The sequence below is a fragment of the Hoeflea sp. EC-HK425 genome (genome assembly GCF_902498795.1).
GTDB classification, from domain to species: Bacteria; Pseudomonadota; Alphaproteobacteria; order Rhizobiales; family Rhizobiaceae; genus Hoeflea; species Hoeflea alexandrii.
The window spans coordinates 45767-65490 of sequence record NZ_LR701551.1; the positions used below are offsets into that span (position 1 = coordinate 45767).

The following is a 19724-nucleotide window of genomic DNA, read 5'->3' on the forward strand; positions in this document are numbered from 1 at the left end:
AGATGCTCCGCAGAAGCGGAAATGCCCAACCACGAACGATGGAGTCTCGCAATGAAATTGGATAAATTTTTAGAGAAATAAGTATAAAATCGTTAAGCATGCCCATTTGCGGGATATTATACTCTGCATTGTAGTCTTCTCCTCAATGAAGGGGAGAATAATCAGATGCAAGATAAATATAAAGCGAAATCATATTCCAAAGTATCTGCATTCGCACTCGTGTTGCTCTGCGCTTCTTTCGCACAGGCTTGTGCTTACGAAACACTCGAAACAAATCCTGAAGTTCTTATAAGCTCCAGTGCCGCCGCTCCCCTCTTGCAGAACCGGAATGTCGCCCGGGGTTCAGCTTGGCTGACCACGGAATACCTCACCACGACCCTTGCCCTGACCCAAGCTGGCCTCGCTCCCCTTGATCTTGATGTCGATCCTGACTTTGACCTTGCTTCCACCAACGACCTCGCACTACCATCGGCGCTCACAAAACTTGCCGATAAGGGCCTGGCGGAAAATCCGGCTCTCAATGAAAAGATGATCGACCAGGCCCAGGTCATCACCGCCTCGATTCCTGCGATGACGGCCCCCGCTGGGGTGTCGATCAGCCAGACCATTCGTCAGGAAGCGCCTTTGTTCGGTGCCTACAGGATCCGCTTCGGCAAGATCAAGAGTGGTGCCCGCATATCCGACCTGATCAAGAAGGCTGTCGCTTCCGGCGCACCCGACGACATTTGCACCGAAATGTGCGCAGACCTTGCCGATCAACTTGCGTTGAGCGGATCAACTGTCAGCGAGCAACTCCGCCACGTCTCAGCATCAGTCAACAGAATTGTCGCCTACAAGGCAGACGACCAGAACCATGACCGGGTGGACTACTGGTCGACGCCCGGCGAAATTCTGGATCGCAGCAGTGGCGATTGCGAAGACTACGCCATCCTGAAAATGGCTTTGCTGGCCCGCCTCGATGTTCCAATGAGCGCCATGGAAATAGTCGTGCTCAAGGATACCAGCCGTAATCTGTTTCACGCCGTTCTGTCTGTTGCATTTGAGAATCGTAGCCTGATTCTCGACAACGTGACCGATGCTGTTGAAGCTGACACGGCGAAGGAAAGCTATGAGCCGCTGTTTTCGATTTCTGGCACCGCAAACTACGTATTCGGCTACAAGGGTGGTAAGTCCAACCTTACGGCCTCACTCAAGGACCTCGGAGCAATTGCGCCAGGTGCAGGCTTCTGAGCGCATAAGATTGGCACAATTCTCCAATCGAACTTGCATTTTCGGATGAAGTGACATGCGAAAACGGGGTGGTTGAACGATCCGGTCGACGGATTTCGGGTGAATCGGATGCTCTGCCCGATCAGGGCAGATCGCCCCTTTCATCGGCATGCAGCGTCATCGGCAACAGTGTCCGGGCGTGGCGGAAAAATCGGTTAGCTCAGCTTATCGGCCTCGTGGTAGTCGAGACGAAATGCTCGCTTGGTCTCCTGCCCGTGGGTCAGGCTCTCATAGCGTTCCATCGACATGATGACGTAGCGCGGCTTGTGGTGCTTGGTGACCGCGACCGGCGAGATAGTCGCGGCGTCAAACAGATCGCCGGTCTTGCGGGTCAGGTCGGCGGCGGCAAATTCTTTCATGGCTGCACCTCGGCTACGGTCAAGCAGAATATATGTTTATTCTGCAAACTTAAAGTGGTGGGAAGGGCTTTGAGCTTCCCCTCGTCTTCGCCGCAGTTGCTTGATGCGGGGGCAATGTGACGACCTGTCCGTCAGGCCCTTCGAAACGGATCACGTCCGCGGCCCGATCCTGGACTTGCATGGCCGGGAACGGCGATCCGCGCCGGTGTGCTGCCGAGGAAGGTACGCCTCATGCGCGACCTGAAATCGGCGGGACCGCAAAATGGAGCGCTGCGCCAGCAATAACCCGCTTGGATCAGCTTGTGCCATAGTTCCCGCAGGTATCTACGGCGCACGCGGTCTCCGTCAGCAGCGCGTCGCTAAGCAAAAACAGATCATTCAGACGTTGATCGCTCAGGCGATAATGGACAAAACGGCCGCGCTGCTCGCCGGAGACGAGGCCGCATTCGCTGAGACACCGCAGATGGTTCGACGCGTTCGGCTGCGACAGACCCGTGATCGCGACGATCTCGCCGACAGACAACGGCCGCGTGCGCAAAGCATCAAGAATTGACAAGCGCGAGGCATCGGCCAATCCCCGGAATAGCTTCGTACGCAGAGCAAAGGTTGTATCCTTGATCCGCTCCAGCACTTCGACATTACTAGACATATCAGTCACGGATGATATATAGCCTCTCTCGAACAGGAAAGATAGCCATGACAATAACAGCATCAGCGCACGATGCCGAGACCGCACGCTACCGCGTCACCGGCATGGATTGCCCCTCCTGCGCGGCTAAGATCGAGAAGGCAGTGCGCTCGGTTGGGGTGGACGAGGTAAAGGTTTCGACTGCCACGCAGATCATGACGTTGCACGTAAGCGACCCAGCGGCCCGCCTCCCGGAGGTCGAGCGCGCTGTCAGCGGCATCGGATACCGGCTTGACCGTCTGGATGCGCCCGAAACCGACACCGAGGGCGACATTGACGATCTGCCCAAGGACCTATCGCACATTACACCGGCCTACAAACGCGCGTTGTGGATCGTGGTCGTACTCAATGTCGGCTACGGAATCATCGAGATGTTCGGTGGCTTTATTTCTGGTTCGCAGGCGCTAAAGGCCGACGCACTCGATTTCCTGGGCGACGGCCTCATTACTTTTCTTGGCATCCTCGCCATCGGGTGGAGCATCGTCTGGCGCGCCCGTTCCGCCTTAATCCAAGGCCTTTTTCTTGGGGCGCTCGGCCTTGGGGTCCTTGTGAATACGGCCTATCGCGTGCTGGTGCAGCAGCAACCCGAGGCCGAGTTGATGGGCCTGTTCGCACTGGTTGCACTCGTCGTCAATGTGGTTGCGGTTCTTCCATTGCTGCCCCACCGAACGGGCGACGCGAATGTGCGGGCGGTCTGGCTGTTTTCGCGCAACGACGCGATCGGAAACGCAGCCGTCGTCGTGGCGGCAGGCCTGGTGGCTTGGACCGGAACGGCTTGGCCGGACCTCGTCGTCGCCGCCGTGATCGCCGGCCTGTTCCTGCAGTCGTCCTGGTCGATCATCCGCGACGCCCGCAGCGATTTGCGGGAAGCTTCGTCGACACGGCGGAGCGCTCCGGCATGATATCGAGCCGCGAACCCGACCGCTCCTTCACGAACCGCGCCTTGTCGATCAGCTCGATCCGGACAACCTGTCACGGAGGAGCATGAGCACTTGGATATGGGCTGCTGTCCTGTTGGCCGCCGTCTTCGCGGCGGCGTGGGGTTCCGATCATCTGGCGGAGCCCCTTCGTAAGTTGCGCAAACAGTGGGGGCTTTCGGCGGCTGCTGGCGGCTCTCTGATTGGCATCGCCACTGCAAGCCCGGAAGTCGGTGTCAACGTTACCAGCGCCGTGCGGGGCGTGACCGATATCGGCTTGGGGGCAATGCTCGGCTCGACCGCCATCGGCATCCCCGCGCTCGTTTCCGTCGGCTATATCGCAACGCGCAAGCGCGACATTCCCGATGATCCGGGACATCAACAGCACCTGCGCGAGCACCTATTGCGTGTTGATCCGAAAGCAGCAACCGTGCAGGCTCTTCCATATCTCGGCATATTGGCGCTCGCGGCTCTCCTGATCCTTCCTGCGCCCTGGCAGGGGCTACAGCCAATTGATGGCGGGGTCCTGTTGGCCGCCTATGCCGCCTATGCCGCCCAGGCATTTTTTCGCGGCCGCGAGAAGCCCGAGCAGGTCGAGTGGTCGCGCAAGGGGATATGGATGGCGGTCGCCGGCGTTGGGGTTCTCGCACTCGGCGCCTATTTCACCGTCATCTCGACCCAAAATCTAGTGCAGGCGTTTGGCATCTCGCCGATCATCGGCGGCCTGTTCATCACTGCGCCGGTTGCCGCCCTGCCAGAGATCTTCGCGTCCTGGAAGGTGTCGCGGAGCGGCCAGATCACGCCGGCACTCACCAACATCATCGGCGATCACGCCATGACCATGACGGTCGGATTTCTGCCCTTGGCGCTTGTCGGGACGCAGATCGACAACTTCCGGCTGGTCTGGGTAAGTTTCGTCTTTGTCGCGCTTATGCCTGCGCTCTACGCGGCGTTCGTCCGCTGGGGCGGGTCCGAACCCGGCTTCCGCCGCTGGCAGGTTCTTACCCTGGTTGGCGCCTACGCTACCTATGTAGCCGTCGTTGTTGTCTGGGTGCTGGAGCTGGTCTGATGGAGATTTCCAGTATCGGAATAGCGACAGCCTTCGCCGCAGGCGTGATATCCTTTTTGTCGCCCTGCGTTCTGCCGCTAGTACCGGGCTATATATCCTATGTCGCGGGGCGCACGATCAGCGCCGACGGGGTTCCGGCCCATTCCGGAATAACGGCGGCGAGCCGAACCCTCGGCCTCAGCCTCTGCTTCGTTCTCGGCTTCTCGACCGTGTTCGTCTTGCTCGGGGCCAGTGCGACCGCGTTGGGCGGACTCCTGCGCACGCATCTTTACGAAGCAAACCTGATCGGCGGTGTGATCGTCGTCATCTTCGGCTTGTTCACAACCGGCCTTGTACCGATGCCTTGGCTCGATCGTGACGTGCGGTTCCATTCCAGTCCGAACAGCGGCGGCGCTTGGTCTGCCTACTTGCTCGGTCTCGCTTTCGCGTTCGGCTGGACCCCATGCATCGGACCTGTGCTGGGCTCGATCCTGGCCCTATCCGCCGCCAACGCCACGGTTGCAAGCGGAACGGCACTGTTGGCCGTATACTCGCTGGGCCTTGGCCTGCCCTTTATCCTGGCCGCTCTGTTCATGCGCGGATTCATGACACGGATGTTGTCAATGCGCCGAACTGGCCGGGTGCTCAAAATCGTCGCTGGCGGGGTGATGGTGGTCATGGGTATCGCCATGATTACCGGCCATCTCTCCAGCTTTGCAATTTGGCTCCTCCAGACGTTCCCGGCCCTCGGCCGAATCGGCTGAGCCGTAATTTTTAAGGGACTATGCGATATGCTCAGGCTCGGCCTTCCAATCGCCCTTGGCGGATTTCTCCTTGATCAGGCGACGAAATGGTTGGTCCTGAACCATGTCATGAACCCACCTCAGGTCATCCCTGTCACCGACTTCTTCAATCTCGTGCTCGGCTTTAACACCGGCGTGAGCTTCGGATTGTTCGGCGAGGCTCCGGCTTGGATCCTGATGGCGTTCACGCTTGCCATAGTCGCGGGACTCCTGGGCTGGATCAAGCGAACCGACAACCGTCTCACGGCCGCCGCCCTCGGGCTTATCGTCGGGGGCGCGCTGGGCAATCTGCTCGACCGGCTGCGGCAGGGCGCCGTGACGGATTTTCTGGATTTCTACATTGGCAGCTATCATTGGCCAGCCTTCAATCTTGCCGACGTGGCGATCGTATGCGGGGCGGGGCTCTTGCTCATCGAGAGCGTCCTAGCCGGAGATGACAAGAAAGCCCCGTAGCGCCTGAACCAGTGCCTGCTCGATGAAGGACGCTTCAATGCCTCTGATGCCTTGCACTGAAACGCCGGACGCCACTTCGGCCCTTATGAAGGATCCGTATCGGTGTATATCGAAGCGATGTCGGAAGTATGGGGTAGAATCGGGCATTTCCGTGCTCTGCTCCCATTTGGGATTTCGCGCTCGGCCTAGAATATTGGCCAGGCCGTCGTGCGATCAGCCAAGAGTGGAAACATGCCAATCCGTGGCCCCGGCTCGCTCACGACGTCTTTCTCCGCACCGAGTTCCATCCACTCGGCATCCTGCTCGGACAAGATCTAGAGGCAAAGACGGTCTTCCACCCGATTGCGATAGCGAGTCGTACATCCGAGCTGGGAACCAGTTTCTTTTGGAAGCGCGCCGCCGTCTTTCGGGTCAGCGTGCCTTCCAGCGACGAGCAGCTTCGTGTATCGATCTCGACAAATTGGCAAGATCAGGCAATGGACAAAAATGACCGACACATCTCTGCGACTTTCGATCGAAGAATCGTACACGTTAGCGCGACAGCGCAAGCGCTGGAACATTTATCTGTTATTGGCACTGTGCTGCTTCGCAGTAACCGTGTTTGGCGTGAGCATCACTCACCTGCAGTCGGAAACCCAGATGGACCCGTTGCCTTCACAGCCAATCACCGACAAGTGATTGGCTGTGTGCCGATGGTGCATCCATAATTTGGGGATGGATCACATCGGACTTTCTCAGCTGCTGGCACGTATCGGCCTTTTCAGCGCGACGACCTTGGCGGCCTATTCGGGCTTTGCAATCCTGTTTGGTCTATTTTGTCTTGTCGGAGGCCATAACATGATGGAAGCATTGTACGGAGGGTTCGCGAGCTTTTTGCTAGCTCTTGTTGTAGGCGCTGGAGGTGTTTGGGTATCGACCTCCAGCGCACGATTCAACCAGAGACGAGACTGACCCATGTGTTGGGGTCATGTTGCGATTGGCGCTTGAGGAAATAGAGTTCTGCTTCTTTCCAGAGCAGAACCCGAGGTTCAACGTTGTCCAGAACGAAATCCCCACGGTCTGTGACAACGGTTAGGACGGCATGTCCGCCACCGTTTGCGTCCCGTGCAACAGTCATGGATAGCGCGCCCAGCGGAACTCCACGCTGATTTAGGCGTTTGCGCTTTTCCAGTGCGTAGTCCTCGCAATCGCCTACATTGTCGGGATACTCCCAACGCTCTTCAACCCCGAAAATCTCGCTGTCGGGCAGAGGAGCAACAGCTGTATTCACATCGTGGTTGGTCTGGATGATGTCCTTCCAGAGTTCGCGTGTCAATTCGACGATCTGGCCATCTGCCGGGCGGTCACAGCGATCGGCGTAGCGCTGGCAATAGTCATAATAGCCGATAGGTATTGTCGTTCTGCCGAATGTCTCCATGTTTGCGGCGCTGGCGGGCTGCGTCGGGTTGAGATGGAGTGCATTGGCGCCGGCGGCGCCGCAGGACAAGGCGAGCGCAAGCGCCGCAATAATTGACTTTCCCATGTTGAACCTTTCCCCAAAGTTGATGGAAAGACACTACGAGAAACAGATAAAAACTGGGAAAAATCAAAGACTTGGATTTTTCTCAAATGCGATTCAAATGCTGCATTAGCAACACACGATTTAGAAACAATTGGATAGCTGAACNGTCGGGTTGAGATGGAGTGCATTGGCGCCGGCGGCGCCGCAGGACAAGGCGAGCGCAAGCGCCGCAATAATTGACTTTCCCATGTTGAACCTTTCCCCAAAGTTGATGGAAAGACACTACGAGAAACAGATAAAAACTGGGAAAAATCAAAGACTTGGATTTTTCTCAAATGCGATTCAAATGCTGCATTAGCAACACACGATTTAGAAACAATTGGATAGCTGAACTTTCGATCAACCGAGGTGAGACTACCGCGTCGTTTGTCGTGGTATCTCCGCCAAAGGATGTGAAACGAGAGACTTGAACGCCGACTTGATGTCTTGCCTACAGTCTATCGTGATGGCTTTGTTTGGTAGCTCAGTGCGAAATCACACACCCATCGGCTTGGAAAATCGGATAAGACCGGACACCAGTTCCACAATTGATGCCTTCCTGAACCCTTACAGGCGGTGCGACAAAACGTGTATGGACAGGTCACCAAGTTTTAGCTATTCGATATGAGATGAAAAGGTATGCTCGCATTCTAACGATCCTCATGCTCGCCGTGTTCGCGGCGGGTTCGGTCGTGCATACCGCGAATGCCGCCAGCATGAATACGACGATGGCCCTTACCGCCGTCGAAAACGGCGATATGGGCAGCTGCAAAGATTGCCCTGTCGGCGGCGGTGACATGCAGCCGTGCGATTATATCTGCGTTTCTCCCCTGTCGGCCATCCTGCCATCGGGCGAGCCCGGCCTGCCTGAGGCAGTGACGACCACCGAAGATGCGGTTTATCTAAGCATGGCCGGACGCACCGGACTGCCGAACCCTTACCCTCCGAGATCCTCCACCCTGAGCTGACGCTGCCCGGAATCCGTTCCGGCTAGCTGCGGCTGACTTCATGCGCGATCAATCTGATCGTTCATGGTCCTACTCAGCATCGCGGGTTCGCGCACTGCTGGATCGAGCACCCCCTCAGGATAGTTGGAACATCATGACATTGCTTTTGCCGACGCCGACGCGTCGAGCCTTTCTCACGTCCGCTGCGGCCTTCGGGGCCAGTGCAGTGCTCTCGGTTTCGGTAAACCGGACAGCTCGCGCCGCGCCGGGCAAAACACCTTCCGCAATCGCTTTCGATGGCAATGCGCTCATCGTTGGAGGTGCCGGGTTCATCCGCCGCGACGACGGCGGAGTGTCCACACCGTTGCCCGGTCCGAAAAGCGGCAGCATTCTTTCGCTTGCGACGCACAACGACCGTGCCGGTCGGATTGTAGCGGGGCTGTCTAATGGGGGCGTTGCGCTATCCGAAGACGGCGGGCAGAGCTGGGAGGCGAGAAGCCAGGGTTTACCCGAGGCTCCAGTAGTTGCTGTCGCAGCGGCTTCTTCAAACCCCGAAACCCTGTATGTTTCCGTTCATGGTGACGGTCTATGGAAAAGCGAAGATGCTGGCCGATCTTGGGTCTTCGCGATGGACCGGCCTTGGCTGGCAGATGCCGAACGCGACTTGACTGCATTGGCCTCGGTCGATCTGGCCACGGGCATGGGCGGCATCTGGTTATACGCTGGAACCGGATTGGGTCTCACCCGCGTGCCCGACTGTTTCTGCCGTTGGCAGGACGTGCAGCCAGGCGATGCGATGGACGCATTGGTATCCGGGGCAGCGCCTGCGCCGGAGGCACCGTTGCCCACCGGAGAACCTATCCACGCTTTGGTGAGCGTAGCGTCGGTTCCGATGAGGCTCTATGCCGCCCTACCTTCCGGTGTGTGGGCTTCTGCGGACGCGGGGGTCGTCTGGGTGCAACGCTCATCTTTCCGCACTGATGCGGTCGCCGTCCATCCCAACAATGCCGATCAAGTCGTTGCCCTCACCGAGGACGGTCTCATCCAAACTCGCGACGGCGGTCTGTCCTGGACCCCGCTCGCTAACAATTAATGGAGAACAACATGAAAAAGATCTTTGTTGCCGCAACCGTTACCGCCTTGGCTGTCATTGGTAGTGTGGCGTTTACGGCGTTGGCCTCGGCTCAAGCTCCCCAAGACGAAAGTGCCAGCGTTGCTGGTGCCAAGGCGATCACAATCTGGCGCGACCCCGGCTGTGGATGTTGCGATACCTATGCCGACTATCTGGAGACCAACGGCTTTTCCGTGACGCGCGTCGATGATCGCGATTTCGACAAGCGCTCGGTTGAAATGGGCGTTCCCGAGCGAGGTATCGGGTGTCACCTGGCCGAGATTGACGGCTATGTCGTAAGCGGCCTCGTGCCTGTCGAGATTATCGAACGGCTGGTCAGCGAGCGTCCAGATGTCACCGGCATCACGTTGCCCGGAATGCCGGGGAATGCTCCCGGCATGGCACCGGCAAAGACAGGCACGCTGAAGACCTACGCCTTCGGCAAGGACGGCGTCGCCGTTTACTCCGATGAGTGATGGCATGAACGGTATGATGGATGGCTCCATGATGGGCTTTATGATGTTCGGAGGTGGTCTGTTCAGCCTTCTGATCCTGGCAGTTCTGGTCCTCGGCATTTTCGCGTTGGTGAAGTTTCTGCGGGGGCGGCAATGAAGCGGATGATGCTCCTCCTTTCCTCTGTCGCCTTTTCGGGTCTGACAGCTATCGCCGCGCAGGGGCAATCGCAAAGTACCGGTACACAAGCCGAAGACCTGACTGTGCTGGGTTATCCTGTGACAGACGAGCAGATCACCCTCGGAAGGCAAGTTTATGCGCAAAACTGCGCCTCCTGCCATGGGGCCGAGCTCCAGGGGCAGCCGAACTGGAGGCGCAGGCTGGAGAACGGCCGCATGCCGGCGCCGCCCCATGACGAGAGCGGCCACACCTGGCATCACTCAGACCAGGACCTGTTCGACATCACCAAGCTCGGTGTCGGCGGTGTTGTTGCGGGCTACGAGAGCGACATGCCCGCCTTCGAAGACATCCTGAGCGACGAGGAAATCGCAGCGGTACTCGCATTCATCAAGAGTACCTGGCCCGAGCGCCAGCGGGAATCACAGGCTCGAGTGACGGCCAAAGCCGGTGGTGGGTTATGACTATGGACAGGGAACAGTCGTTCGCCAAAACGGGACGAAGCGTTTTGGCCTTCCTGCCGCTTACTGTCGCTGCGGTGCTTGCCATCTTTCTGGCCTGGGGCTTGACCCAAGACCCTGGCAGTCTTCCGTCCGCGCTCATCGGCAAGGTGGTGCCGGAATTTGACCTGCCGCCGGTTCAGGGGCGATCGCTCGGGCTGTCGAGCGATGATCTCAAAGGAGAGGTATCGCTGGTCAATGTCTTTGCTTCCTGGTGCGTTGCCTGCCGCGAAGAGCACCCTCTGTTCATGCAGCTTGCAGCGCAAGGCACCGTGCCGCTGCACGGCCTCAACTACAAGGATCAGCCGGACGATGCGGCGCAATGGCTGGACAACCTCGGGGACCCATACACGCGCACCGGAGCCGACATCAGTGGGCACGTGGCGATCGATTGGGGCGTCTATGGCGTACCCGAAACCTTTGTGGTCGATGCGGACGGGCTCATCGCCTACAAACACATCGGACCGGTGAACGAAGAGGTGCTCGCGAAAACCATCCTGCCGCTGGTGGAATCATTGCGCCAGCGGACCGCGGACCAGAAGATGCGGGGCGCTGGTCCATGACGGGTCTATTGCACGCAAAACGCACAATTCTAATCGCACTTGCGGCAGGGGGCCTCGTGTTGGTCGCGCTCGCAGTCACCGCCGCAATGATTTACATCGACGGCGATAAGGGCTCCCACCCCGTTAGCGACAGACCAGGCACAACACTATCGCCCCAGTCCTTCGTCATGCACGAAACGCCTCGGCCGCTTCCCGTGGTCACGTTCGAGGACGGGGCAGGTCAGGCTCTCACGCTGGCCTCATTCAAAGGCACAACCGTTCTGCTCAACATCTGGGCGACTTGGTGCGTGCCCTGCCGCGAGGAAATGCCAACGCTCGACGCGCTTCAGGCAAAACTCGGCGGCCCCGGTTTCGAGGTTGTGCCTCTTTCTGTCGACCGGGCCGGGCCGGAGGTGGTCCGCAAGTTCTATGCCGAGATCGGTATCCGGAATCTCGGTCTCTATATCGATGCCTCGATGCGGGCTTCGTTCGACCTTGCGGCTGTCGGCCTACCTACGACGCTCCTGATCGACGGTGAGGGGCGGGAACTGGGACGGCTCGTCGGCCCGGCAGAATGGGACGCGCCCGAGATGATCGATTTTCTCAAAACACATCAGACCTCGAACTGAAAAGGAAGCCTTCATGGATAAGTCACGACAATACAGCACCGAGGACGGTTCGTTTGGCCGCGATGTTCTCTACGCGCTTCGCTACTACCTCGGCGGCCGTCGCGGATACCTCATACTTGCGGCGGTCCTGATTGCTGGCGGTCTCGCGTTTAATTGGAGTTGGCTAGCCGCGGCAGGCATAGCGCCGCTGCTCCTCACAGCACTGCCGTGTGTCGCCATGTGCGCGCTCGGACTCTGCATGAACAAGGTTACCGGCGGTTCCTGCAAGTCAAACCAGGCCGGAAACCCTGCTGCCGCAGACGGTGAATCTTCATTACCGGGCGGAGCCCAAAATGACCTCTTGTCGGACGAAACCGCGCAACACGCACAATCCGTCAGTGTTGCGGTTTCGCCCCGGCATTCCCTATCCCTAACCAAGCAGAAAAGGAAAACTACCAATGATTAAACCTATCAAGTCTCTCACTATGGCTGCCGTTTTGATGATCAGCATCGCCGCAGTCCCGACCCTTCAAGCCGCTGAGCACAAAACTCCAAGCAACCAGGGCTCCATGATGGAAGAGGGCAGCATGGGGAACAACAAAGATATGATGAATCAGGACGGAATGTCCGGCATGGGCGGAATGATGGGCATGATGAAAATGATGGCCCAGATGGCGCCGATGATGGAGCAGTGCACCAAGGTGATGGCCAGCATGACAGACAACATGAAGTTGTCGACAGACCAATAGGAGGCTGAGATCCCCCCGCCCGGACATTTGGTCAGGGCGGGGGGGCTGCGAGAAACAGACATGACATCAGGCAAAACAACACATGTCAGACGAATTCGCTACGGCCTGTGGTTCCTGGTGACCATTGCCGCGTTGGTGATCGGTGGTGCCTATTTCGTCCGGACGATCGGCGTCCGCGAGCCGCCGTCGGTCACCACCGGCGAAGCCGCAATTCGCTCCGAGTTTTCTTTGATCGACCACAACGGAAATCGCGTGACCGAGGCCGACTTCCTCGGGCGCTGGCAACTCGTGTTCTTCGGATTCACCCATTGCCCCGACGTCTGCCCGACCACGCTCGCCTACATGGCGAATGTGCTGGATCGGTTTGGCGGCGAGGTCGAGCGGGTTGCACCGATCTTCATCACCGTCGACCCGTCGCGCGATACGCCGGAGGTGATGGCGGAATATGTTCAGGCCTTCCACCCGAAGCTGGTTGGACTGACCGGATCCGAAGCCGCGGTTGCCGCAGCTGCCCAATCCTTCCGCGTCTACTACGAGAGAATGGAAGAGGAAACGGCTCCGGACGGTTACCTGATGGCACACTCAGGGCACATCTACCTGATGACACCCGAAGGCCGCTTTGAGGATGTCTTCCGCGAAGCTGACCAGTCCGCGGAAGATATGGCCGTCGATGTCCTTGCAAGAATGAATGGAAAATAATGATGAAAATACTGATTGCAATCGTCGTGGCGCTCTGGGCGGGCGCATCGCCGACACTCGCAGAGGAGAGCGTCCGCGTTTCCGATGCGTGGGCGCGCGCCTCCGTTCTCGCGTCCCGGCCGGTCGCCTCTTATCTCACGATCGAGAGTGCTGTGGAGGATCGGCTCCTCGGTGTGACCACGCCTGTCGCCGGCCACGTCATGATTCACGCAGTCGAAAAGGACGGCGACGTAAGCCGCATGAAGCACATCGAAACGCTTGAGGTGCCGACAGGCGAGCGGATCACGCTCGCACCCGGCGGCATGCACCTGATGCTGATGGGACTGCAAGACAAACTCAGCGAGGGCACGACTTTCCCTGTGACGCTCAGCTTCGAGAACGCCGGAGAGATCACCGTTGAGGTCTCCGTGCTCGGAATAGCGGCCGAGGGGCCAAGGGAGGTTTCTGAATGAAGCGCTTCCTGATCCTGGCCGCCCTGCTGGTCGCACAGCCGGCATTCGCAAACCATCCCGGTGAGCGCATCGATGAGGTGATGACCGATCGCGAACCGGCCTTCGAGGTCGCGGATAGCCCTTCCACGCCCGAACTCAGCCTCGAAGAACCGGACGGTGACGTCCTGCGCCTCGGCGATCTCCATGATCAGATCATCGTGCTGAGCTTTGTTCCGCAGAACTGTGACAGTCCATGCGCCAAACAGCAAGCCGTTCTCGCAGGCGTGCAAGAACAGGTGAATGCTTCGCCGATGAAGCAAATGGTCACGTTTGTAACCGTTCTTGACGCAGATGCCTCGATCAAGGCTCCGTGGGACCAGGCGAACTGGCGGTTCATGATCCTATCGGACGACGAGACAACTGCCACTGTGGCGGATCGATTTGCGGCGTTCAGCGGCCGCGACCAGGAGTTGCCGATGGCGCATGTCATCGACCGCAACGGACGGCATGCCGGTATTTTCCATGGATCGGATTTCAGCAAGACAAATCTGACCCTCTACATCAACCAGCTCATCAACAACGCGCATGCGCCAAAGCCGCCTACCGAAAAGGGGTGGTGGGGATGGCTGACAGGCCTGTTCTAAACAGCGGGAGAAGGAAGTTGACGCAATTTTCGAAATTCACGGGGCGCCGTTTCGGCTTTCTCATGCTGCCCCTGCTGCTGATCATTGCGGCAGGCGCCTGGTATCTGCTCGATTCGGGGTTCAGGACCGGCCAGCAGCCTACTATCGGATCGGAGAACCTGCCGCAGGACGCGTTTGAGCGGCGGGTGCGCGACTATCTTGTAGCCAATCCGGAGGTCATCGTCGAGGCCATGCAGAACCTCGAACGGAAGCAGCGGGAGGCGGAACAGACAGAAGCTCAGGCGGCCCTTGCCACCCATCGTGATGAACTGCTCAACAGCCCGGAAAGTCCAGTCGGTGGCAATCCGCAAGGCGATGTGACGTTGGTCGAATTCTTTGATTACAATTGTTCCTACTGCCGCCAGGTTGCGCCAACGATGATGGCGGCGGAAGCAGACGATCCGAAACTACGCATCGTCTACAAGGAGTTTCCCATCCTCGGGCCAAATTCCGTGTTCGCAGCCAAGGCAGCTCTTGCGGCCCGCCAGCAGAACCTCTACCCCGAATTCCATAAAGCAATGATGCAGGTGTCAGGAGCTGCCGACGAGGGGCGAGTGATGGAGGTTGCTGGGCAAATCGGCCTGGATGTCGAGCGGCTGCGAAACGATATGGCTGATCCTGCTGTCGACGCTGAAATCGCGCGCAACCTCGCGCTCGCCCAAGTTCTGCGGATCAACGGCACGCCGGGCTTTGTTATCGGTGACGAAATATTGCGCGGCGCCACCGACCTGCAAACCATGCAAACGCTGATCGCGCGTGCCCGGAAAAGCGGTGACCAGTGAGCTCGGAAGAAGACTTGAAGGGCCGTCCGAATGCCTGAACTCTCCAATATTGGTATCCTGAGCGCCTTCGTTGCCGGCATCGTCTCATTCCTGTCGCCTTGCGTACTGCCGTTGGTGCCGGGGTATGTTTCCTATGTCGCCGGCCGGTCGACGATTACATCACCCTCAGGTGAGGTTTCTGTTGCGCGAAGCGCAGCGCTCGGTTTCAGCCTCTGCTTCGTGCTCGGCTTCACAACCGTCTTTGTCATCCTTGGTGCCAGCGCTACAGCGTTGGGGCAATTGCTGCTTCGCTACCGCTTCGAGATGAACATCGTCGGAGGCGGGATTGTTACGTTGTTCGGGTTGTTCATGCTCGGAACCATTCGACCCACGTGGATGATGCGCGAGGCACGGTTTCACCTGGATCTGCCCGGCGGCAAGGCCGTATCGTCCTATGTGCTGGGCCTGGCATTCGCTTTCGGCTGGACCCCCTGCATCGGTCCGATCCTCGGTGCCATCTTGACCGTTGGCGCGGCATCAGCCTCGGTCGCCGACGGCGTCGCACTATTAGCGATCTACTCGCTGGGCCTCGGTGTGCCGTTCCTGCTTGCCGCCGTTTTCACCGGCGCCTTGGCAGCAAGATTGAAGACCTTCGGACGCCTCGGGCGTATTCTACGGACATTCGCCGGAGCGGTTATGATCTTGATGGGAGTCGCCATGATGACAGGATATCTGTCCTCCTTCGCCTTCTGGCTTTTGGAGACGTTTCCGTTGCTGTCTACAATCGGCTAGGCGAACGGCCTGTTGAGGAAATTGTGATTTGACATTCCCGTCGCTGAAAGGCGCAGGCTTGACTTTTATAGGGAGGTAGCTGTGATCTCGAAAACCGAAATCCTGGAGCGGGATATCCTGCGCGTGTTCAGATATGCCTGCCGGCAAGATCGGCCGGACATCGCTGAATTCATGCTCGCGGCACTGGAGAAACTGGATGGTGAGCACGCGACGTCTACTGTGAGAAACCGTCCACTGATCGATTCCTATCGCGATCTGATCGAGCACCGCGACTCTTGAACGCCGCAAATTCTACGCGCAGACGCAATCGGCCACCATGGTACTCTTGTCAGTTGTCGTTTTGATGGCGACGGTCGTGTTTGATATATCCGTTGCCAGCGTCGAAGCTATCGCCACCGCTTCGGCCGATGCTGGGTGACCGGCTATAGCAAGAGGCGATGTCGGTAAAGAAGCGTAGGTTCGCGAGACCGACATTGTCGGCTGGATTTCGCCGCGAGATGCTGCATTTGCGCCTGCACCCGTCATTCTGCCTGGTGCTTCCGGCCTGTTGTCGGCCGGATCGAGGGGGGAAGATACACACTACCCCGCAGGTGTCGTGTCCGACATCTACTGCAAAAAAATCCTGCTGATTGTGCCGAGGTCGGAACATATTCCGGGATTCTCAGTTGTACTCGCCTAAGAAGAGGAGTGTTGACATGCAAGTTCAGGAAATTATGACGCGCGACCCTGCCTGTTGCGGCCCGAATAGCACCATCCAGGATGCGGCACGGATTATGGCTGACAAATCGGTAGGGTCGGTTCCTGTGCTCAACGACGCCGGGGAACCGGTGGGTATCGTGACCGATCGCGACATCTGCTGCGGCGCAGTTGCCGAAGGCAGGACGAATGAGACTCCAGTATCCGAAGTGATGTCCACCGATCTGCTGACGACGACATCGGATGAGGACGTTTCGTCATGCTGCGACAAGATGGAAGAACGGCAAGTCCGGCGGGCCGTCGTTACTGACAATACAGGCAAGTGTTGTGGGATGATTGCCCAGGCCGACATAGCGCGTGACGCCGATGGTGAAGAGACCGCCGAACTTGTACAGGAGATCTCGAAGTCGGATCGGAAATCTGGCTGCTGCTGAATTTTCGGTGAGAGGCTCGCGGCGGCTGGCATGTTCGCTCACGCTGGCAGCCGCGCAGCCCGCGTCACTACGTTCCAGCACGGGAAAATAAGCCGGGCGAGAGCGCAGGCTCAATTCGGGACAGAAATAAAAACAAGGAGATGGGATGATGATGGATGGTGGCATGATGCTCGGAATGGGATTTATATGGCTTCTCGTCGTGGCGTTTCTGGTTCTCGCGGTTGTGGCTTTGGTGAAATACCTGCGCACATAGCTTGAAAGCGGAGCGAGACCATGACGGATGAAAGCAGGCCTGTCGTCATTGTTACTGGGTCGAGCGGATTTCTTGGTTCAGCAGTGGTGCGGCGGTTGCACGGAACCTACCGCGTCGTCGGACTTGACCGGTATTCGCCGCCGCATCCCCCACATCAGGCCGAATGCGTCTGTTTCGACATCACTGATCAGGCAAGTGTCGATATCGCGCTTGAACGCGTGCGATTTGCGTATGGCGACAGGATAGCCGCCTGCGTTCACCTCGCGGGCTATTTCGATCTCAGCGGCGAGGATGATCCCGCATATGATGCCGTCACGGTGGAGGGTTCGAAACGGCTGCTGAAGGGGCTTCAGGCGTTCGAGCTGGAACAGTTCATCTTCGCGTCCACCATGCTTGCACATGCGCCGACCGAGCCAGGCGAGCCGATAGACGAGAATTATCCTCTCGATCCCAAGTTTCCTTACCGCGCGTCGAAGGTGCGCACGGAGAAGGTATTGCGCGATGAGCGGGGCGAGGAGAAACTCGTGCTGATGCGCCCTGCGGGCATCTACGATGACAAGGGGCAGTCGACATTTCTGGCCCACCAGATCGCCCGCATTCACGAACGACGGTTCAGCGGCAAAGTCTATCCCGGTGATCTGTCGCGCGGGCAAGCCTTCCTGCATCTCGATGATTTTCTCGGCGCCGTGGAACGCATTGTCGACCGCCGCGCCAATCTGCCGGACGTCTTTCCGGTTTTACTGGGCGAGGCCGACCCGATTCCGTTCGGAGAGTTGCAGCGCCTGATCGGGCGCGAGCTACATGACGAGGACTGGGTCACCTGGAATGTGCCACCACAGCTGGCCAAGCTGGGCGCATGGACGGAGAACCGGATTTTTGGCGAGGACGCCTTTATCCGGGCATGGATGGTCGATATTTCCAGCGATCACTATGAGCTCGATCTTTCGGCGGCGAAAAAGCACCTGGATTGGAAGCCTGAGCACAGTCTGCGCGACGACATGCCGGGAATTCTTCAGCGACTGAAGGTCGATCCCTACGGGTGGTACGAAGCGAACGGATTGAACGCCGCCCGGGTTTCGGCGGCCAAGGTCGAGAACGCCGCGGCGGAAGAGGCTGCCAAGAAGGCGCCGTCCGAGGCCGAAGCGAACGAGGACAGGCGTAAGCACGACGCGCATATGCGCAAGATGCATTTTTCGATGCTATGGGTGCATTGGCTCGTCATGGCCCTGGGCCTCTGGCTTGCCACCGCGCCATCTGTTTTCGGCACCTTCGATCAGACCGAGTTCAGCGCTGCGGTCCAGCGGGTGACGGCGGATCGCGGGCTATGGCCTGCCGCGACCCGAAGCTGGCTGACCGCGTGGAACGATGTCTTTACCGGGCTTGCCATCATGGTCTTTGCCAGTCTGTCGTTGCGCCCCAGCAACGGCTGGGCCCAATGGGCGAATGCAGCATTGGGGGTCTGGTTGCTGGCGGCGCCGCTGGTGTTTTGGACGCCGGATGCGGCCGTCTATGCCAACGACACACTGATCGGCGCACTTGTCATCGCCTTGACCATCCTGATCCCCATGATGCCTGGCATGTCGCGCGGGGGGATGATGGATGACTCCGACATTCCGCCCGGCTGGACCTATTGCCCTTCAACATATGTCCAGCGCCTGCCGATCATCGCGCTGGGTGTCGTTGGCTTTCTCCTGTCGCGTATCCTGTCTGCCTACCAGCTCGGCCACGTCGATGGCGTCTGGGAGCCGTTCTTTTCGTCCCCCTCGTCGCTGAATGGCACCGAATACATCATCACCTCGGATGTCTCGAAAGCTTGGCCCATTGCAGATGGCGGCCTTGGTGCCATGAGCTATATGTTCGAGATATTGATGGGCGTGATGGGTAGCCGTCGGCGCTGGCGCACGATGCCCTGGATGGTCGCACTGTTCGGGATTGTGGTCGGGCCGCTCGGCGTCGTCAGCATCTATTTCATCATTATACAGCCGATTGCGATCGGCACCTATTGCACGATCTGCCTGATGGCGGCACTGGCGATGCTGATCATGATCCCGTTCTCGCTCGATGAGATTGTCGCGATGGTGCAGTTCATGGTTTGGAACACGCGCCGGGGCAGGCCGTTCTGGCGCGCGTTCTTCAGGGGCGATTCTCTGCCCGGTGGTTCGACCGGCGGCGAAATGAGCTTTGACTCGCCACCGATGCGGATCCTCCGGCAAAGCGCAGTCGGCGTCACCGTACCATGGACACTCGGGTTGAGTGCTGCGATCGGTGCCTTCCTGATGCTGGCGTCACGCTCGGTTTTTGGTAATGAAGCGGCAATGGCAAACAGCGACCACCTGCTGGGTGCATTGGTCCTGACCACCGCCGTCATCGCCTGGGCCGAGGTGGCACGCCCGCTGCGATTCTTGAACGTCATTTTTGGGCTATGGCTGGTAGTCGCACCGCTGCTGCTAAGCGGCGGTACGGTGGCCGGCAGCTTCTTTGGGATTGCAGCGGGGATTTCACTGGTGGCACTGAGCCTGCCCCGAGGACGCCGCAGCAAAGAGCATTATGGAAGCTGGGACAGATATATCCTTTAACGGGGCCGGCGAAGTTTCGCGGTTGTCGAGCCACCGGATCGCGAAACGGGGGCTCGGCGAACTTCGAGCCCCACTCTATCCACGCCTCACCGCCGATGAGGCAATGCGTGTCAACGGCGGAGTAAAACCCGGCCAGGCGGCGGCGCAAAAATCGGCCACTCTTTGTGCGCGCATGAGGCTGCCGCGAGGGCGTAGCCCGAGTGGGGGTCTCATGCGCGCGCGGCGATTTCCGGAG

Annotated in this window: 26 protein-coding genes; 23 read left to right on the forward strand and 3 right to left on the reverse strand. The window is 58.7% G+C overall.

Annotated features, from left to right (window positions below; translation table 11 throughout):
* The first annotated feature begins 165 nt into the window (after positions 1 to 165).
* Entirely contained in the window at positions 166 to 1230 is a 1065-nt protein-coding gene (locus SPHINGO391_RS00680) for a transglutaminase-like cysteine peptidase (protein ID WP_152007135.1), read from the forward strand.
* Between the two features lie 194 nt (positions 1231 to 1424).
* On the opposite strand, the gene SPHINGO391_RS00685 is transcribed toward SPHINGO391_RS00680, so the two are convergent.
* Together SPHINGO391_RS00685 and SPHINGO391_RS00690 are read right to left on the reverse strand one after the other, a co-directional pair.
* Positions 1425 to 1628: a type II toxin-antitoxin system prevent-host-death family antitoxin gene (locus tag SPHINGO391_RS00685; RefSeq protein WP_152007136.1), complete on the reverse strand. Its 204-nt coding sequence runs from the start codon at positions 1626 to 1628 to the stop codon at positions 1425 to 1427.
* Between the two features lie 295 nt (positions 1629 to 1923).
* Positions 1924 to 2277 (reverse strand): metalloregulator ArsR/SmtB family transcription factor, encoded by a 354-nt coding sequence (locus SPHINGO391_RS00690; protein ID WP_152007161.1) that lies wholly within the window; start codon positions 2275 to 2277, stop codon positions 1924 to 1926.
* 47 nt (positions 2278 to 2324) lie between these two features.
* Between SPHINGO391_RS00690 and SPHINGO391_RS00695 the strand changes: the two genes are divergently transcribed.
* The 5 genes from SPHINGO391_RS00695 (at position 2325) to SPHINGO391_RS00715 (ending at position 6215) form a co-directional block, all read left to right on the forward strand.
* The gene (locus SPHINGO391_RS00695; protein WP_152007137.1) at positions 2325 to 3218 is read left to right on the forward strand and encodes a cation transporter; all 894 of its coding nucleotides are present in this window, start codon (positions 2325 to 2327) and stop codon (positions 3216 to 3218) included.
* A gap of 82 nt (positions 3219 to 3300) precedes the next feature.
* On the forward strand, positions 3301 to 4302 hold the full coding sequence (locus tag SPHINGO391_RS00700; RefSeq protein ID WP_152007138.1) for a sodium:calcium exchanger: 1002 nt from the start codon (positions 3301 to 3303) through the stop codon (positions 4300 to 4302).
* Positions 4302 to 5045 (forward strand): cytochrome c biogenesis protein CcdA, encoded by a 744-nt coding sequence (locus SPHINGO391_RS00705; protein ID WP_152007139.1) that lies wholly within the window; start codon positions 4302 to 4304, stop codon positions 5043 to 5045. Before SPHINGO391_RS00700 ends, SPHINGO391_RS00705 begins: the two co-directional genes overlap by 1 nt.
* 27 nt (positions 5046 to 5072) lie before the next feature.
* Positions 5073 to 5537 carry a signal peptidase II gene (lspA, locus tag SPHINGO391_RS00710; RefSeq protein ID WP_152007140.1) on the forward strand — a complete coding sequence of 155 codons (465 nt, stop codon included), beginning with the start codon at positions 5073 to 5075 and terminating at the stop codon, positions 5535 to 5537.
* A gap of 486 nt (positions 5538 to 6023) precedes the next feature.
* Positions 6024 to 6215 carry a hypothetical protein gene (locus tag SPHINGO391_RS00715; protein ID WP_152007141.1) on the forward strand — a complete coding sequence of 64 codons (192 nt, stop codon included), beginning with the start codon at positions 6024 to 6026 and terminating at the stop codon, positions 6213 to 6215.
* Between the two features lie 253 nt (positions 6216 to 6468).
* Here the strand turns inward: SPHINGO391_RS00715 and SPHINGO391_RS00720 are convergent, their stop codons facing one another.
* Positions 6469 to 7059, reverse strand: coding sequence for a transglutaminase-like cysteine peptidase (locus SPHINGO391_RS00720; protein WP_152007112.1), 591 nt, complete (start codon positions 7057 to 7059; stop codon positions 6469 to 6471).
* Positions 7060 to 7739: 680 nt separating this feature from the next.
* Between SPHINGO391_RS00720 and SPHINGO391_RS00725 the strand changes: the two genes are divergently transcribed.
* From SPHINGO391_RS00725 to SPHINGO391_RS00800, 17 genes are all read left to right on the forward strand, one after another.
* Positions 7740 to 8045, forward strand: coding sequence for a hypothetical protein (locus SPHINGO391_RS00725; RefSeq protein WP_152007142.1), 306 nt, complete (start codon positions 7740 to 7742; stop codon positions 8043 to 8045).
* Between the two features lie 133 nt (positions 8046 to 8178).
* Positions 8179 to 9117, forward strand: coding sequence for a hypothetical protein (locus tag SPHINGO391_RS00730; RefSeq protein WP_210385728.1), 939 nt, complete (start codon positions 8179 to 8181; stop codon positions 9115 to 9117).
* 11 nt (positions 9118 to 9128) lie between these two features.
* Positions 9129 to 9611 carry a DUF411 domain-containing protein gene (locus SPHINGO391_RS00735; protein ID WP_152007143.1) on the forward strand — a complete coding sequence of 161 codons (483 nt, stop codon included), beginning with the start codon at positions 9129 to 9131 and terminating at the stop codon, positions 9609 to 9611.
* 4 nt (positions 9612 to 9615) lie between these two features.
* Positions 9616 to 9747 carry a hypothetical protein gene (locus tag SPHINGO391_RS25305; RefSeq protein ID WP_256389227.1) on the forward strand — a complete coding sequence of 44 codons (132 nt, stop codon included), beginning with the start codon at positions 9616 to 9618 and terminating at the stop codon, positions 9745 to 9747.
* On the forward strand, positions 9744 to 10229 hold the full coding sequence (locus tag SPHINGO391_RS00740; protein WP_152007144.1) for a cytochrome c: 486 nt from the start codon (positions 9744 to 9746) through the stop codon (positions 10227 to 10229). Before SPHINGO391_RS25305 ends, SPHINGO391_RS00740 begins: the two co-directional genes overlap by 4 nt.
* A 2-nt stretch (positions 10230 to 10231) precedes the next feature.
* On the forward strand, positions 10232 to 10828 hold the full coding sequence (locus SPHINGO391_RS00745) for a DsbE family thiol:disulfide interchange protein (RefSeq protein WP_193217139.1): 597 nt from the start codon (positions 10232 to 10234) through the stop codon (positions 10826 to 10828).
* Positions 10829 to 10884: 56 nt separating this feature from the next.
* Positions 10885 to 11436, forward strand: coding sequence for a TlpA disulfide reductase family protein (locus SPHINGO391_RS00750; protein ID WP_343200282.1), 552 nt, complete (start codon positions 10885 to 10887; stop codon positions 11434 to 11436).
* A gap of 13 nt (positions 11437 to 11449) precedes the next feature.
* Positions 11450 to 11881, forward strand: coding sequence for a hypothetical protein (locus SPHINGO391_RS00755; protein WP_152007147.1), 432 nt, complete (start codon positions 11450 to 11452; stop codon positions 11879 to 11881).
* Positions 11874 to 12164, forward strand: a complete 291-nt coding sequence (locus tag SPHINGO391_RS00760) for a hypothetical protein (RefSeq protein ID WP_152007148.1) — start codon at positions 11874 to 11876, stop codon at positions 12162 to 12164. The genes SPHINGO391_RS00755 and SPHINGO391_RS00760 overlap by 8 nt, the downstream gene beginning before the upstream one ends.
* A gap of 60 nt (positions 12165 to 12224) precedes the next feature.
* The gene (locus tag SPHINGO391_RS00765) at positions 12225 to 12863 is read left to right on the forward strand and encodes an SCO family protein (protein ID WP_152007149.1); all 639 of its coding nucleotides are present in this window, start codon (positions 12225 to 12227) and stop codon (positions 12861 to 12863) included.
* Positions 12864 to 12865: 2 nt separating this feature from the next.
* Complete coding sequence (locus tag SPHINGO391_RS00770; RefSeq protein ID WP_152007150.1) at positions 12866 to 13315, forward strand: copper chaperone PCu(A)C; 450 nt, start codon at positions 12866 to 12868, stop codon at positions 13313 to 13315.
* An 80-nt stretch (positions 13316 to 13395) separates the two neighbouring features.
* The gene (locus SPHINGO391_RS00775; protein WP_193217140.1) at positions 13396 to 13938 is read left to right on the forward strand and encodes a redoxin domain-containing protein; all 543 of its coding nucleotides are present in this window, start codon (positions 13396 to 13398) and stop codon (positions 13936 to 13938) included.
* On the forward strand, positions 13917 to 14759 hold the full coding sequence (locus SPHINGO391_RS00780) for a DsbA family protein (protein ID WP_244615063.1): 843 nt from the start codon (positions 13917 to 13919) through the stop codon (positions 14757 to 14759). The genes SPHINGO391_RS00775 and SPHINGO391_RS00780 overlap by 22 nt, the downstream gene beginning before the upstream one ends.
* Before the next feature lie 30 nt (positions 14760 to 14789).
* The gene (locus tag SPHINGO391_RS00785) at positions 14790 to 15530 is read left to right on the forward strand and encodes a cytochrome c biogenesis protein CcdA (RefSeq protein ID WP_152007152.1); all 741 of its coding nucleotides are present in this window, start codon (positions 14790 to 14792) and stop codon (positions 15528 to 15530) included.
* Positions 15531 to 15611: 81 nt separating this feature from the next.
* The gene (locus SPHINGO391_RS00790) at positions 15612 to 15809 is read left to right on the forward strand and encodes a hypothetical protein (RefSeq protein WP_152007153.1); all 198 of its coding nucleotides are present in this window, start codon (positions 15612 to 15614) and stop codon (positions 15807 to 15809) included.
* Positions 15810 to 16225: 416 nt separating this feature from the next.
* Positions 16226 to 16660: a CBS domain-containing protein gene (locus SPHINGO391_RS00795; protein WP_152007154.1), complete on the forward strand. Its 435-nt coding sequence runs from the start codon at positions 16226 to 16228 to the stop codon at positions 16658 to 16660.
* Between the two features lie 273 nt (positions 16661 to 16933).
* On the forward strand, positions 16934 to 19489 hold the full coding sequence (locus SPHINGO391_RS00800; RefSeq protein WP_152007155.1) for an NAD-dependent epimerase/dehydratase family protein: 2556 nt from the start codon (positions 16934 to 16936) through the stop codon (positions 19487 to 19489).
* Positions 19490 to 19724: the final 235 nt, after the last annotated feature.